Source organism: Actinophytocola sp. (assembly GCF_009379765.1).
Lineage (GTDB): Bacteria > Actinomycetota > Actinomycetes > Mycobacteriales > Pseudonocardiaceae > Actinophytocola.
On record NZ_WHTD01000005.1, the window covers coordinates 1 to 14,491 of the forward strand.

Genomic DNA, 14,491 nt, shown 5'->3' on the forward strand with positions numbered 1-14,491 from the left:
CTCGTGACCGCCGAGGACTATCTTGCGGTCCTCGACGGGTTCCCGACCAAGTTCGCGCCCGGCGAGAAGTTCTCGTACTGCAATGGCGGCTACGTCGTGCTCGCGCTGATCGCCGAGCGGGTGAGCGGCACGCCCTACCACCAGCTTGTCGAGGAACACGTCTGCGCGCCCGCAGGAATGCGCGACTCCGCGTTCCTGCGCTCGGACGAGCTGCCGGAGCGGACAGCGATGGGATACCTGTCCATGGACGGCGTCTCCCGGACGAACGTGCTCCACCTTCCGGTCCGAGGCTGCGGGGACGGTGGAATCTCTGCCACAGTGGCGGACTTCACGTCGTTCTGGCCTGCGCTGTTCGGCGGACGAATCGTGTCACCGAAGTGGGTAGCGGAGATGGTGCGGCCGCGCAGCGACGTGCCCGAGGAAGAGATGCGTTACGGCCTCGGTTTCTGGCTCCACGAGTCCGGCGACTCGGTGAGGCTGGTGGGAGGCGACGCCGGCATCTCGTTCATCAGCGTGCAAGATCCGACCTCGAAGCTCACCTACACCGTGATCTCCAACACGTCAGACGGCGCTTGGCCGATCGCCCGCTACCTCAGCGAGCTCTACGCGGCGGGCTGAAGTGCGCTCGGCGTCATGGATCAAGTGTTCCGGGCACCGCCACTCTGATCAGCCCTGCCACGAGAGGTTCCCAGCCGTCAGCGCGATGAAGCGGGTCACCTCAGCGGGCCTACTTTCCCCTAGGTCGCTCGCTCGACCAGGCGAACGTCCGCTGCGAGTGCATGGGCGATGCGCTGGAGCGTGCGAGCTGTCGGGCTCGTAGAACCTCGCTCGATGCGGCTGATGTCACCTTGATCCATGCCGCAGCGTTCAGCAAGCTCGGCCTGCGTGAGGCCATGCCTCTCCCGAAGTTCGATAACCTGAACGGCGACGTCGTACGCCTGCTCGAAGAGCGCACGCTGCTGCCGGGCCTCGGGCGAGAGCCGAGCACGCCGCTCGGCGGTGACTTCGTCATAGCTACGCGCCATCACAGTCCTCCACCTGTGTCATTATGGGGAGTTCCCCATGTCAAGTCAACCTCGTCGCAGTCGTCGTGCGGATGCCGTGCGGCACGTCCTCGAGCACTACGACCGAATCGCCGCGGCCGTCGCCGAACAGCCCGATCGGCTGGTGCTCACCACGGCGAACCGCACCGGGGAAACACGATCACGACGCCGAATGGTGTCGTCCTGATCGACTGGGACACCACACTGATCGCCGCACCCGAGCGGGATCTGTGGGCGCTCGTCGGCGAAGACCCGCGACTATCGATGACTACGCGACAAGAACCGGCGTCCAGCCGCGCGCGAACGCGCTCGAGTTGTACCGGCTGCGCTGGGACCTCACCGAGATCGCGATCTACGTCGGCGACTTCCGGCGCCCGCACCGAGAATCGGCGGACACCCGAGTTGCCTGGTCGGGACTCACGCACTCCCTCGACCCGGCCCGATGGCCAGCAATCCGCTGAACCACCAGTCGGGCCCGTCGACGGCCAGCAGCTAGGGTGCAGGAGTGGCCGACGCACCCCAGGACTCGGGCGCTCCTGAGAGTCGCAGTCCCGGGCGGTACCTGTGGTGGCTGGTCGCCAGACAGCGTCGGCGGGTAGCGGCGGGCGCCCTGCTGGGTAGCGCGTGGATGGTCGGGCTGACGCTACCGCCCTTCCTGCTGGCCCGCGCGATCGACGACGGCCTCGCGCCTGGGGACTCGTCCGCACTGGCGGGCTGGACGGCCGCGCTGCTGGGGATCGGGATCGTGAACGCGTGGCTGGCGATCATGCGGCATCGCACCATGTCGAAGATCCGGATGGAGGCCACCTTCCGCACGGTCGACGTCGTCGTCCAACACTCGGTCCGGCTGGGCGCCGCACTGCGCCGCCAGATCACGGCGGGGGAAATCGTCACGATCGGGATCACTGACGTCCAGCGGATCAGCCAGACGCTGACAATCACCGGCCCGGGGGTCGGCGCGGTCCTAGCGTATGTCCTGGTGGCCGCGCTGTTGCTGTCCGTCTCGCTCGTGCTGGCGGCCGTCGTACTGGTGGGCGTGCCGCTCCTGGCGGTGCTGGTCGGCCCCTTGCTGGGGCGGTTGCACGGCGTGGAGACGACGTACCGGGAGCACCAGGCCGGGCTCGCCACTCGATTGGGCGACATCGTTGGCGGGCTGCGCGTGCTGGGCGGCCTCGGTGGCAAGGACGTCTTCGCCGAGCGGTACCAACGCGGGTCGCAGACGCTGCGGGCGGAGGGCTACCGGGTCGGGGCGGTCACGAGTTGGATCAGCGCCCTCGGCGTCGGGCTGCCGGTGTTATTCCTCGCGGCCGTGACCTGGCTAGCGGCTCGGATGGCCGCACAGGGCGACATCACTGTGGGCGAACTGGTGGCGGTCTACGGCTACGTGGCGGTCCTCGTGGTGCCGGTGTCGTCCTTCATCGAGGGCGGCTACGACCTCAGCCGTGGCCTGGTGTCGGCCCGGCGGGTCGTCCGGCTACTCGCCCTCGAGCCTGACGGCACGCACCGGGAAGCGACGGCGAACGCGCCCGAGGCGCCGTCGGCGTTGCACGATCCGGCCTCCGGTGTACGGGTCGAGCCCGGCACGCTGACCGCACTCGTCAGCGCTCGGACGGCCGAGTTGGCCGCCGTCATCGACCGGCTCGGCGGGTTCGCCGCGTCAGCGGCACGGTGGGGGGACGTGCGCATCGACGACATTTCCACCGAAGCGGTCCGCAACCGCATCCTGGTGGCAGATACCGAGGCCGACCTGTTCACCGGCACGCTGCGCGACGTGGTCGCCGGCCGGCGGGAGCCGGACGACGAGGCCATCACCAGCGCCGTCCACGCAGCCATGGCGGAGGACGTCGTGCTCGGGCTGCCGGACGGACTCGACTCGATCGTCGACGCACAGGGCCGCAACCTCTCCGGCGGGCAGCGCCAGCGCGTCCGCTTCGCCCGCGCGCTGCTGGCCGACCCCGAGGTGCTGCTGGCGGTCGAACCGACATCCTCGCTCGACGCGCACACCGAAGCGGCCGTCGCGGATCGGCTGCGGGCCACTCGATCTAGCCGGACGACGGTCGTGACCACCACCTCACCCCTGCTGCTCCGCCAGGCCGACACCGTGTTCTACCTGGTCGACGGCAAGGTCGACGGCGCCGGAAGTCACCGTGACCTGCTCCGCGATCGGCCCGGCTACCGCTCACTCGTCTCGCGGGGCTCCGATGACTGAGCGCGGGCAGCTGCCGATCGCTGAACCGGCCGAGGTGCGCCGAGCAGCCGTCCGACTGATCCGCCGGGACGGCCGCGTCTTTGCCGCCTTGATCGCGCTGAACGCTCTGGCCGCCGGCGCCGGGCTGATCGGTCCGTGGCTGCTCGGCCGCATCATCGACGAGGTTAGGGCAGGCGGAGGGGTCGATGTCGTCGACCGGTTGGCGCTGGCCATCTTGATCTCGGCCCTGGCCCAGCTCGCCCTGACCCGCTACGCGCGGAATGTCGGTCACCGATTCGGTGAGCGGACGGCGGCACGCGTCCGCGAGCAGTTCGTCGAGCGGGCGCTGGCGCTGCGCAATTCCGTCGTCGAGCGCGCCGGTACCGGTGACCTGACGGCGCGGGGAACCGCCGACGTCGAGCGGGTCGCCGTCACACTGCGCGATGCCGGCCCCGACGTGTTCATCGCCGGAGTCCAGGCGCTCCTGATCGTCGGCGCGATCTTCGTCCTGGACCCCGTATTGGGCGCGTGCGGACTGGTGGGCCTCGTCGGCATCGGGTTCGCCTTCCGCTGGTACCTGCGCCGCGCGCGCACTGCTTACCTCGCCGCCGAAGCGGCAACCTCGGCACTCGCCGAGCAGGTCGCCGCCACGGCGGCAGGGGCGCGGACGGTCGAGGCGTTCGGACTGCAGCGGCGCCGCATCGCGGAGTGCCGGCAGGCGATCGAGCGATCCCGCCGCACCCGGCTACGGACGCTGTTCCTGCGCAGCGTGCTCTTCCCGGCCGTCGACGTCTGGTACGTCATCCCCGTAGTCGGTGTGCTGCTCATCGGCGGAGTGCTGCTCGACCAGGGCGCGGTAAGCCTGGGCACGGTGGTCACGGCGGCCCTGTATCTGCGCCAGCTGTCGCAGCCGCTGGACACGATCCTGCTGTGGATCGAGCAGCTACAGAGCAGCGGAGCCTCGTTCGCCCGCGTGGAAGGTTTGGCGCAGGTAGTGCAAACGGCACCGGCCGCACGTTCGGGTCACGCACCTGACGACGGCCGGATCGTCGTCGCCGGCACGCGGTTCGCGTACGACGGCGGACCGGACGTCCTGCGCGGAATCGACCTGGCGGTCCGGCCGGGCGAACGGCTGGCCGTCGTCGGACCGTCCGGCGCCGGCAAGACCACCTTGAGCCGGCTGATCGCGGGCATCGACGAGCCACGCACCGGCACGGTGACGGTCGGTGGGGTGCCGGTCGCCGAGCTGGCACCCGAGCAGCTGCGGCGGCACGTCGTCCTGGTCACTCAGGAGCACCACGTGTTCCTCGGCACCGTCCGGGACAACCTGCTGATCGCCGCGCCGGCAGCCGACGACGAAATACGGGCCGCTCTCACCGCCGTCGAGGCCGACTGGTTCCACGAGCTGCCGCACGGCCTGGACACCGAACTGGGCGACGGGGCGCTGTCCTTGGACGGTGCACAGGCTCAGCAGCTGGCGTTGGCTCGCGTCGTGCTGGCCGATCCGCACACGGTGATCCTCGACGAGGCCACCGCCCTACTCGATCCGCAGACCGCGCGCCATACCGAGCGTGCGCTAGCCGCCATTCTCGACGGACGGACGGTGATCGCCATCGCGCACCGGCTGCACACCGCCGAGGACGCCGACCGCGTCGCGGTGATGGAGGACGGCCGGCTCAGCGAGCTCGGAACCCACGATGAACTACTCGCTGCGGACGGCGCTTACGCCGCATTGTGGCGCTCCTGGCACGGTTCCGGCGTGTAGAAACAGTACTTTTTTGGTACTGTTCCTGCATGCCTGGGAAGTACTGGGACGCAGTGATGGACGTAGCTGTCGAGCAGGGCGGCTACGTCACACCAGCGCTTGTACCGACAGTGCCGGCAGTCGAGCTGCGCAAGATGGTGTCCCGCGGGACTCTCGAGCAGGCAGCCCACGGCGTCTACCGAGTGCCGGTCCTGCCGCGTGAGCGATTTGACGAGTTCATCTTGGCCCGCCTGTGGGCGCGCGGTCGAGGAGTCATCTCACATGACTCCGCACTCCTCGTGCACGACCTGTGCGATATCAATCCCACGCGCGTCCACATCACGATCCCTAAGTCCTATCGGATCAGCCGAGCTGGCGGGGATCTCTACAAGATTCATCGCGCCGACCTTGCCGTGACCGAGGTACTACCAATCGACGCTGTCGTGGCGACAACAATTCACCGGACATTGTCGGACTCGATCGGTACAGTGCCCACGTCCTTAGCTCGGCAAGCGATCCACACTGCTGCCGAGCGCGGGGCAATCCCGGGCCGAGAACGCGACAGGCTGCTCGGCCAGCTGACCAGGGGAGCACGAAGTGAACCGCCCGACAGGCGCCAAGTAGTTCCAACGCTTGCTGCAGCGCCACGCCGCTGAGATCGGACAACTCCCCCAGCGGGTGCTACACCTTGTTCGGGTTGGCGTGATGTGCGCGATGCTGGACGCCGTCCGCCACGACGACGGCGGGCATTTGTTCATTGTCAAGGGTGGTACAGCGATGCAGCTGCGCCTGGGCATCCGTGCACGTGCCACAACCGACCTCGATGTGATCTTCCGGGGCAGGATGAATGCTTGGCTGGAGCGATTTGATGATGCGACTGCCAGTCACGCCTGGCACGGATTCACCGTCGAGCGCAAGGCCCCACCAACCGAGATCGATGTTCCCGGACTCGGCTACCAGCCTTGGCGGGTCGCGTTGCAGATCCGCTACGAAGGCCGCGACTTCGGATCGACCAGTCTCGAGGTCGCAATCGACGAACCCACTGGCGCACACCATGAGCTTGTGGAGCCGGAAGGGATCGTGCTTGCCAAGTTCGCCATCGACCCGCCTCGCTTGGTGCCCTGCCTCGACGCTCCCTATCAGATCGCACAGAAGCTGCACGCATGCACCGAGCCGCTTCCTGATGGCAATGATCGGGTTCGCGACCTGATCGACATCTGGCTCCTTGAGGGTCTTCTCACGTCTGAAGATCTACCGGTCGTTCGCGCCGCGGCCCTCGACACATTCGCGCGACGCGCCAAACATGCCTGGCCGCCGAGCGTGACACCGTCGCACTCGTGGGCGCGCGACTACCCGCTGCTCGTACGCGAACACCCGGACGCGCCTGCAGATCTCGGGGACGCCGTTGACTACCTCGTGGATCTCATCGACCGGATAAACCAAGCCGACCCGGTCAACCGGCGAGCGTCATGAGCGCGGATTCGGGGGTCGTCGCCCGTCTCGCTCAGTCAGGTGACCCGCGAGCTCGTTACGGAGTACGTGCCGATGCTGACGGTGCTAGGCGTGGTCGGCCGACTCCGTGCCCTGGTCGAAGACATGGATGGTGTTGCCCGCCGGGTCGGTGAACGCGGCCGAGCGACCGTCCGGCACGGCGATGACCTCGCCCACCCAGGTGAAGTCGGGATGCTCCTTGACGAAGGCGTCGACGTCAGGAACCTCGCAGAACATGCCGGACTTCCACCTCGGATGGTCATCGGGCGGGACGTCGAGCATGAGCTGAATGGGGGATCCCGGAAGGTCGAAGGCGACCGTCGAGTCGCCTTCCCGCCATGATTCGGCCAGGCCCAACTCGTCCCGATAGAACGCGAGCGCGGCTGGAAGGTCGTCGACTGCCTGGTACATGAACATTAGCTTCATGGTTCGACCATAATTGGATTACGGAATCCCGTCAATCAGTTACGCTGGCAGGATGCGGCAGTGGGTCCCGGTTCCCGGCTCGACCAAAGCACGGCTGATCGAAGCAGCGTTGCACCATTTCGAGCAGTCCGGGTACGACGCGTGCAACGTTGCGGACCTGGCCGCCAAGGCCGGCGTGACCACGGGGTCGCTTTATCACCACTTCGGCTCCAAGCTCGGGCTCTACACCGTTGCCCGCGACGACGTCGAGAAACGGATCACCGATCGCATGGAAGGCGCCGCGGCGACCACCGGCGGCGACGGAGCAGCGGCCGTACACGCGGCGTTGCTGGTCGCGTACGGGGCCGCGGTCCGGTTCAACGCGTGCCGACTGTTGGGCGAGCCGCCTCCAGTTGACGGCATTGACCCGGTCGCGGACACGGTACGTTCCTTGCTGCCCGAACGACTCGCCGTGGCCCCAGCTGTCCTTGCCGCGGCGTGGCGCGCCGCGCTGCTGAGCGTGGCGGACGGCGCCACGAACGAGTCGGCGCTGGCGGCGCTGCAGTTTCTGCTGGGTGGGGTCAGTTCGCCTGTCGACCCAACCAGTTCTGCGGTGACGACGCGCCCGCGGCTCGCTGGTAAGGACCCGGTGACCTAGGCCGGCGCGAGCGGGACCGGCGGCTGCATGCCGAGTCGATCGTGTGACTCAGTCGACGCAGGCCACGCTCTGCGCCCTGATGCCGCCGAGGCGACCCTCGGCGATTCCGCTGACCCGCACCCGCTCCCTGCAGGTTCTCCAGCTCGCTGGTCAGCTCGGCAACCACGAACTCCGCCTCGAAAGCGCCGGAGTCTGCCGAGGCGACCCCACGAACTCTGCGGCGCTGGTCCGGTCAGCCGGTGGTGTGTGTTGGGACGCTGGGCACCTGCGTGCAGCCGTGCACGCAAATGAGAGGTGTTCTCGTTTGCACGCGTAGGTGCGTGCAGGTCCCCAGCGTCCCAACACACCCTTGACCGGGCGCCCTATGCGTGGATTTGCCGGACGCCATCGAATCCGCCGGGCTAGAAGGCGCCGTACGTCTCCGAGGCCACCGTGAAGGTGCACGTCGGCCGCATCCTGGCCAAGCTCGGCCTCCGCGACCGGGCGCAGGTGGTCGTCTTTGCCTACGAGAACGGCGTCATCCGCCCCGGTGAGGACTAGCCATCTTTCGTCACATCGAGTCGCAGGCGAACTCTGCGAAGGTGCGCGGCTGACGGCCGATCACATCCGCAAAGTCGGTGGTGGTGAGGTCGCCCCACCCGGCCGAGAAAGCCGCCGCGTACTCCGCACCCATGGATGCGAGCCACTCGTCCAGCCCGCCCTGCACCATCGCTTCGTAAGCCTGCTCAGGCGTGAGCGGATGATAGGTCGCGCCCACCTCCGCCGCGGCGTCGTGGAGCGAGATGCTGGCGGGCCCGGTCAGGGTGTAGGTCCGCCCGGCGTGCGGAGCGGGATCGGCCAGGACGTGTGCGGCGAACTCGGCGATGTCGCCCACGTCGATCAACCCCACCCGGGCATCGCCGTTCGCGCCATAAAGGACGCCGTCGTTGACGGCGCCGATCATGTTCTGCATGAATGACGCGGGCTTGATGATCGTCCAGTCGATGCCGGACCCGGCGAGCTCTGCATCGGACAATGCATGGAGGCGCCCGTTGCGCGTTGGCGCGTCGTAGGCGGCGCCGATGGCAGACATGCGGACGACGTGCTCCACCCTGGCCTGCTTGGCGGCCCAGACGGCGTTCATACTCTGGTGGGGCGCTTGAGGTCCCATCGCGGTCAGCAGCCAGAGCACGTCCACGCCTTCGAACGCGGACGTCAGAGATGCGGGGTCGTCCAGATCGCCTATCGCGACCGGCACGCCCTCAGGAGCTTTGGCCGGGTCACGCACCAGGGCGCGGACGTCCTGGGAATCGAGGGACCGCAGCAGAGTGCTGGAAACGTTGCCGTTGGCACCGGTGATCAAGATAGTCATGAGAGAGCTCCTTCCGAAGAGCTGATCAGTGAGTCGATGTCCAGCCGCTCATCGTCGGGTAGCTGGACATTTGTGCGTCGACGAGCTCTCGCGGTTGGCTCGGTCCGCATGTCCAGCCGAGCGTTGACGAGGATCAGCACCACGACCGCTCCGACGGCGAGGATGCCGGCGGCCCAGGCAGTAGCCACGGTGTAGCCATGGACCACTCCGGCCAGCTCCGTCCCGTGGCTCTGCGGGTGCGCGGCCAGATACGCGGCGGTGCTGGTGGCCGCGAGGGTGTTCAGCACGGCAACACCTACCGATGCCCCGACCTGCTCGGAGGCATTGAAGACCGCACTGGCGACCCCGGTTTCGCGCTCGGCGACGCCGAAGGTGGCCAGGTTCGCCGCGACTGGCGACATCGTCCCAAGTCCGAGGCCGACCAGTACCAGCGCGGGCAGCACATCGCCGGTGTAGCCGCTGTCGATGCCGAGCTGGGTCAGCCAGTCCATGCCGGCGGCCGCGAGCAGCACGCCAGCGGCCAGGGGCAGACCAGATCGTAGGCGGGTCATCACCCGGCCGACGAGCGTGGAAGCGAGCAGCACAGCCGCGGCGAAGGGTAGGAAGGCGACGCCGGTGCGCAGCGCGGTGTAGCCGGCGACAGTTTGCAGGTAGAACGACACGAGCAGGAACATCCCGAACATGCCGATCATGACCAGCCCGAAGGCGAGGTAGGCTCCCCCACGGCTTCGGTGAGCCACGATCCGTAACGGCAGCAGCGGGTCCGGCATCCGTGCTTGAGTGAGCACGAACATCAGCAACAGAGCGACGCCGGTGACGAGCATGCCCGCGGTCAGCGGTGCGGTCCAGCCGTGGGTGGTGGCCATGCTGAACCCGTACACCAGCGCCACCAGCCCTGCGGTGATCAGCACCGCGCCGAGCACATCCACCCGCCCGCGTTCTCGGCCTCGACTCTCCGTCAGCACGAACACCGCACCGACGGCGGCCGCCAGGGCGAGCGGGGTGTTGACGTAAAGCGCCCAGCGCCAGCTCAGGTACTCGGTGAGCACCCTTCGCCAAGTCGGATCACCGCGGCGACAACGAGGGGTGGCGTGCGCCGCCTGAGATCGACGCCGTCTACAGTGGTGAGTCACTGTCTGCCATTGCTTGGATCTTCGCATGCTCCCAAAGCGCCTTGCCCATACCGCCCTCGCCTGCGTACCCCTCCTTGTGTTCGCCGCCTGCAGCGGCGACGACCCGTCCACGGCGGCCACCGTGAACGGCACCGAAATTCCGGCCAGCGCCGTCGCGGATTTGGCCGCCGTCATAGCCGAAGACCCGCAGTATGACGAGCTGGACGGCGATGACGACCAGATTCAACAACAGATCAACGCCGACGCGCTGAACCAGCTGATCTTCGCGGCGGTTCTTCAGGATGGCGCCGCCGAGCTGGACATCGAGATCACCGACGAGGACATCGCCGACACCATCGCCGAGGTCGTGCCTCAGTTCGGCGGCGACGAAGAAGACATGTACGAGCAGCTAGAAGAGCAGGGCCTCGCCCGCGACGAAGTCGACCGCCAGCTCGAGCTGTTCGCCATCGAGAACGCTGTCACCTCGGAGCTCAGCCCGGAGATCTCCGACATCGCCACCGCGTACGAAGACGGCGTTCCGGCCCGGCACATCTTGGTGGCCGACACAGATGCGGCGACCGAGGCGATGAACCGGATCGGCGGCGGCGAGGACTTCGCCGAGGTCGCTGCCGAGACCTCGACTGACGGCTCGGCGGCCCAGGGCGGTGATCTTGGCTTCATCCAGCCGGGCACGACCGTCCCGGAGTTCGAGGACGCGCTCTTCGGCGCCGATGAAGGCGAGCTGGTCGGTCCGATCGAAAGCGACTTCGGCTTCCACGTGATCGAACGCTTGGAGAAGCCGGCGCTCGAGGACGTGCAGGACGAGATCCGGACCTCCCTCGAGCAGGCAACGGCGCAAGAGGGCCAGGCGGCTTACCAGGAATTCATCACCGGTCAAATGCAGGAAGCCGAGATCGAGATCGACCCCGAATTCGGCGAATGGGACGCTGAAATCGGCCAGGTCGTTCCGGATGACCCGATCGAGCCGGAGTTGCCCGACGACCTGGACGACGCCGACCTCGACGACCTTGACCTCGATGAGGGTACTGACGAGTAGCCGCTTCAATTCGGAAAAGCATGAAGAAGCGGCCCTCCGGGAGGGGAGGGCCGCCCTTCGGGCAGACCCACTTCGTTGGGGGTCGGCCGATGTCGTGCTACGGCGTGGTGTTCAGCACTGAGGTGACCGAGTCGTGGTTCTTGTTGTTGGAGATGATCAGATCGGGCCTGCCGTCCGCGTTGAAGTCGCCGGCGGCGATACCGAACGTGAACGGTGAGCTGACGACGGGAACGTACCTGCGCACGTCCTGCAGGGTGCCATCGCCGTTGCCGACGAACACCGCCACCCGGCCCGTGCCTGGGAACGTTTCGTTCCAGGTGTTGGCGGCCGCTACATCCAGATGTCCGTTGCCGTTCAGGTCCACCAGGGTCAGGCGGAACGAGCGCAGGAAATGGTCGGTATAGGTGGTGGGTGCGGAGAAGGTGCCGCGGCCGGTTCCCTGGAGGATGTTGACGTAGTAGAGCCGGCTAACGGTCACCAGGTCCACCTTGCCGTCACCGTTGAGATCGCCGACCGCCACGTCCAGGGGATCAACTCCGCCGGGGAAGGTCCGGGCGGTGCCGAAGGCGCCCTGACCGTCGGCGAGGACGAGGGCCACCTCACCGGACTTGATGCCGACCAGGTCGGCGAATAAGTCACCGTTGACGTCCGCGACCCGCCTAAGGATCACGCCGTCAGCGGATTCGACAGCTCGGGGGTCGGTGAAGGTGCCGTCACCGGTGTTCAGCAGGACGACACTCGTGTACTGGAGCGGACTGAGCTGCTCAATCCCAACAACCAGGTCAGGTACGCCGTCGTTGTCGACATCAGCGGGAATAGGACTGGCGGTGTTCCAAGAGTCCGCGATGACGGGGCCGACCTCGATGTCGTCCGGCGACGCGAAGGCGCCATCACCGGCACCGAACAGCACGCTGACCTTGGGAGCCTCGCCGTATGCCTGCCGAGAGACGGCTATATCGAGGTTGCCGTCATCGTTGAGGTCCGCCGTGGCCACCTGCCTGGTCGTCCCGTTCCCGACCTCGTGGAGCACGGCATCCTGGAAGGTGCCATCAGCATTACTGAGTATGGTCTGCAATCCCGGGATCGTGCCCACCGCGGTGTCGTCGTGGCCGTCCCCGTTGAAATCGCCAGTGGCGATCGCCTCGGGGCCTACACCGGAGAGTCCGGGTTTGACCAGCGCATGGTCCTGATAGTCGAAGCTGGGCACTGGACTGCCCTGGTGGTCTGCCGAAGCTGGGGTCGCCGCACCGGCGAACACCGCGGTGGCGAGTCCGAGCGCGGCCAGAGACGAGCCGAGCAGCCGTCTCGAAGTCGATGACGATAGGTGTGTGTCCACGATGGTTCCTTTCTGGGAGATGGACCCTACGCATGCTCCCAAGCGGCCCCGCGTGCCGTGCCGCGGCGAAATGTCAGGACGGTGACATACCTGATCAGGCAATCCTTCGGCCTTCAACGGAATCGTGGCCCGTGGGACTTGACCTCAAGCTAGCTTGAGGTTGCACCGTTGGACGCATGACACCGACTGACGCTCGAAACGCACTCATCACCGGCGGATCTCGGGGGCTGGGATACGCCTTGGCCGCGGAACTGGTCCGGCAAGGATGGCGGGTGGTCATCGACGCCCGCGACAGCTCGCGACTCGCCGCCGCCAGCGCCGCCATCACCGGCCCGGGCACCGTCATTCCGATCGCAGGCGACGTGGCCGACCCCGCGCATCGCGCCGCGCTGGCCGGTGCCGTGACAGACCTCGGCGGCTTGGACCTGCTGGTCAACAACGCGAGCATCCTGGGTCCGAGCCCGCAGCCGACACTCGCCGACTACCCGCTCGACGTGCTGGCCGAGGTGTACGCCACCAACACCATCGCACCACTCGCGCTGATCCAGCTCGTCCTACCCCAGCTCACGCCACGCAAGAGCCAGGTGGTCAACATCACCTCTGACGCCGCCGTCGAGCCGTACGAGGGCTGGGGCGGCTACGGCTCGTCCAAGGCCGCGCTGGACCAGATCACCAACATCCTCGCCGCGGAGCAGCCGGAGTTACGGGTATACGCCGTCGACCCAGGGGATATGGCCACCGACCTGCATCAGCAGGCGTTCCCCGGCGAGGACATCAGTGACCGCGCGGCGCCCGAATCCGTGGTGCCGGCGCTGCTGCGGCTGATCGCAGACGACCTGCCGAGCGGACGCTACCGAGCCGCTGACCTGGCCGAGCGCGACGAGCCCGCGGTGGCGCGATGACGACAAACACCATGACGACAAGCACGCTGCCGGCGACATCGTTCACGTTGCCACCGGGCCATGAGGCCACCGAACCACCCGAGCGGCGCGGAGTGACGCGCGACGGCGTCCGGCTCCTGGTGGCCAGGCCCGGCCAGGTGGAGCATCGGCACTTCCGCGACCTGGCCGAGTTCCTGGAGCCCGGGGATCTCGTCGTGGTCAACACGTCCGCCACACTGCCCGCCGCCTTCGACGCCGTCCGGGCAACCGGCGAGCGAGTCCCGGTGCACCTCTCGACCGTCCTGGACGACGACACGTGGGTGGTCGAGGTGCGCCGACGCGACGGCCACGGACCCGACGACCGAGCAACACGCGGGCAACTTCTCCACCTTCCGGGCGGCGTCCAACTCGATCTCATCGATGCCTATCCCGACGCCAGCGCCACCACGTCCAGATTGTGGCGGGCGGACGTCACCCCGCCCACGGACGCCGCCCGCTACCTGTCGGGACACGGACGTCCGATCACCTACGACTACCTGCGCGGCCAGTACTCACTTGCGGACTACCAGACCGTCTACGCCACCGAGCCGGGCAGCGCCGAGATGCCGAGCGCGGGGCGGCCGTTCACCGAGACCTTGCTCGTGCGGCTGATGGCGCGCGGCGTGACCGTCGCACCGATCATCTTGCATGCCGGGGTGTCGAGCCCGGAAGCGCACGAGCCGCCGCTGCCGGAACGGTTCCACGTCCCGGAGGTGACCGCCCGGCTCGTCAACAGCGCGCACGCCGCGGGGAAGCGCGTCATTGCGGTGGGGACGACGGTGGTCCGCGCGCTCGAGTCGGCGGCGACTGCGGACGGCGACGCACAGCCCAGCCGCGGTTGGACCAGCCTGGTGCTGGGGCCAGATCGGGCGGCGCGCATCGTAGGCGGACTCGTCACCGGGCTCCATGACCCGGCGGCAAGTCATCTGCTCCTGCTGGAGGCGATCGCCGGGCCCGACCTGATTCAGGCTGCGTACGAGGCGGCCGTCGATCGCGGCTACCTGTGGCACGAGTTCGGCGACTCCACGCTGCTGCTGCCCTGACGCGAGGCCGCCGAGTTCGCCACGATGACCCCACACGCTTGCGCAGCCAGCGACGGCCCCGCAGAACTCATCATGATCTTCGACCGCGACGGCCAACGCGCCCACGTCCATCACGAATCCGTCCGCTAGTTGTAGCCGGCCAT

The 14,491-nt window shown here is 67.7% G+C and carries 13 protein-coding genes and 1 pseudogene; 9 read left to right on the forward strand and 5 right to left on the reverse strand.

Going from position 1 to position 14,491, the window contains the following annotated elements; translation table 11 throughout:
• A partial coding sequence (locus GEV28_RS02285) for a serine hydrolase (RefSeq protein WP_291408054.1) occupies window positions 1-618 on the forward strand: 618 nt, incomplete at its 5' end.
• Between the two features lie 119 nt (window positions 619-737).
• Here the strand turns inward: GEV28_RS02285 and GEV28_RS02290 are convergent.
• Complete coding sequence (locus GEV28_RS02290; protein ID WP_291408056.1) at window positions 738-1,025, reverse strand: helix-turn-helix transcriptional regulator; 288 nt, start codon at window positions 1,023-1,025, stop codon at window positions 738-740.
• A 646-nt stretch (window positions 1,026-1,671) separates the two neighbouring features.
• Here GEV28_RS02290 and GEV28_RS02295 point away from each other — a divergent pair.
• From GEV28_RS02295 to GEV28_RS02305, 3 genes are all read left to right on the forward strand, one after another.
• Entirely contained in the window at window positions 1,672-3,252 is a 1,581-nt protein-coding gene (locus GEV28_RS02295; RefSeq protein WP_291408057.1) for an ABC transporter ATP-binding protein, read from the forward strand.
• Window positions 3,245-4,996, forward strand: coding sequence for an ABC transporter ATP-binding protein (locus GEV28_RS02300; protein ID WP_291408059.1), 1,752 nt, complete (start codon window positions 3,245-3,247; stop codon window positions 4,994-4,996). Before GEV28_RS02295 ends, GEV28_RS02300 begins: the two co-directional genes overlap by 8 nt.
• A gap of 693 nt (window positions 4,997-5,689) precedes the next feature.
• Window positions 5,690-6,448 (forward strand): nucleotidyl transferase AbiEii/AbiGii toxin family protein, encoded by a 759-nt coding sequence (locus GEV28_RS02305; RefSeq protein ID WP_291408061.1) that lies wholly within the window; start codon window positions 5,690-5,692, stop codon window positions 6,446-6,448.
• An 84-nt stretch (window positions 6,449-6,532) separates the two neighbouring features.
• Here the strand turns inward: GEV28_RS02305 and GEV28_RS02310 are convergent, their stop codons facing one another.
• Window positions 6,533-6,892: a VOC family protein gene (locus GEV28_RS02310; RefSeq protein ID WP_291408063.1), complete on the reverse strand. Its 360-nt coding sequence runs from the start codon at window positions 6,890-6,892 to the stop codon at window positions 6,533-6,535.
• Window positions 6,893-6,944: 52 nt separating this feature from the next.
• On the opposite strand from GEV28_RS02310, the gene GEV28_RS02315 reads away from it, so the two are divergent.
• Entirely contained in the window at window positions 6,945-7,529 is a 585-nt protein-coding gene (locus tag GEV28_RS02315) for a TetR/AcrR family transcriptional regulator (RefSeq protein WP_291408065.1), read from the forward strand.
• 414 nt (window positions 7,530-7,943) lie between these two features.
• Window positions 7,944-8,069 (forward strand): annotated as a pseudogene (locus GEV28_RS02320) (response regulator transcription factor); the annotation flags it as partial.
• Between the two features lie 10 nt (window positions 8,070-8,079).
• Here the strand turns inward: GEV28_RS02320 and GEV28_RS02325 are convergent.
• On the reverse strand, window positions 8,080-8,880 hold the full coding sequence (locus GEV28_RS02325) for an SDR family oxidoreductase (protein WP_291408067.1): 801 nt from the start codon (window positions 8,878-8,880) through the stop codon (window positions 8,080-8,082).
• Window positions 8,877-9,929 (reverse strand): MFS transporter, encoded by a 1,053-nt coding sequence (locus GEV28_RS02330; protein WP_291408069.1) that lies wholly within the window; start codon window positions 9,927-9,929, stop codon window positions 8,877-8,879. Before GEV28_RS02330 ends, GEV28_RS02325 begins: the two co-directional genes overlap by 4 nt.
• Window positions 9,930-10,038: 109 nt before the next feature.
• On the opposite strand from GEV28_RS02330, the gene GEV28_RS02335 reads away from it, so the two are divergent.
• Window positions 10,039-11,049: a peptidylprolyl isomerase gene (locus GEV28_RS02335; protein WP_291408071.1), complete on the forward strand. Its 1,011-nt coding sequence runs from the start codon at window positions 10,039-10,041 to the stop codon at window positions 11,047-11,049.
• A 97-nt stretch (window positions 11,050-11,146) separates the two neighbouring features.
• Here GEV28_RS02335 and GEV28_RS02340 read toward each other — a convergent pair whose 3' ends face one another.
• Entirely contained in the window at window positions 11,147-12,385 is a 1,239-nt protein-coding gene (locus GEV28_RS02340; protein WP_291408073.1) for a VCBS repeat-containing protein, read from the reverse strand.
• Between the two features lie 176 nt (window positions 12,386-12,561).
• Here GEV28_RS02340 and GEV28_RS02345 point away from each other — a divergent pair, with 176 nt between their 5' ends.
• Window positions 12,562-13,287, forward strand: coding sequence for an SDR family oxidoreductase (locus GEV28_RS02345; RefSeq protein ID WP_291408075.1), 726 nt, complete (start codon window positions 12,562-12,564; stop codon window positions 13,285-13,287).
• Window positions 13,284-14,348, forward strand: coding sequence for an S-adenosylmethionine:tRNA ribosyltransferase-isomerase (locus tag GEV28_RS02350; RefSeq protein ID WP_291408076.1), 1,065 nt, complete (start codon window positions 13,284-13,286; stop codon window positions 14,346-14,348). The genes GEV28_RS02345 and GEV28_RS02350 overlap by 4 nt, the downstream gene beginning before the upstream one ends.
• Window positions 14,349-14,491 lie beyond the last annotated feature (143 nt).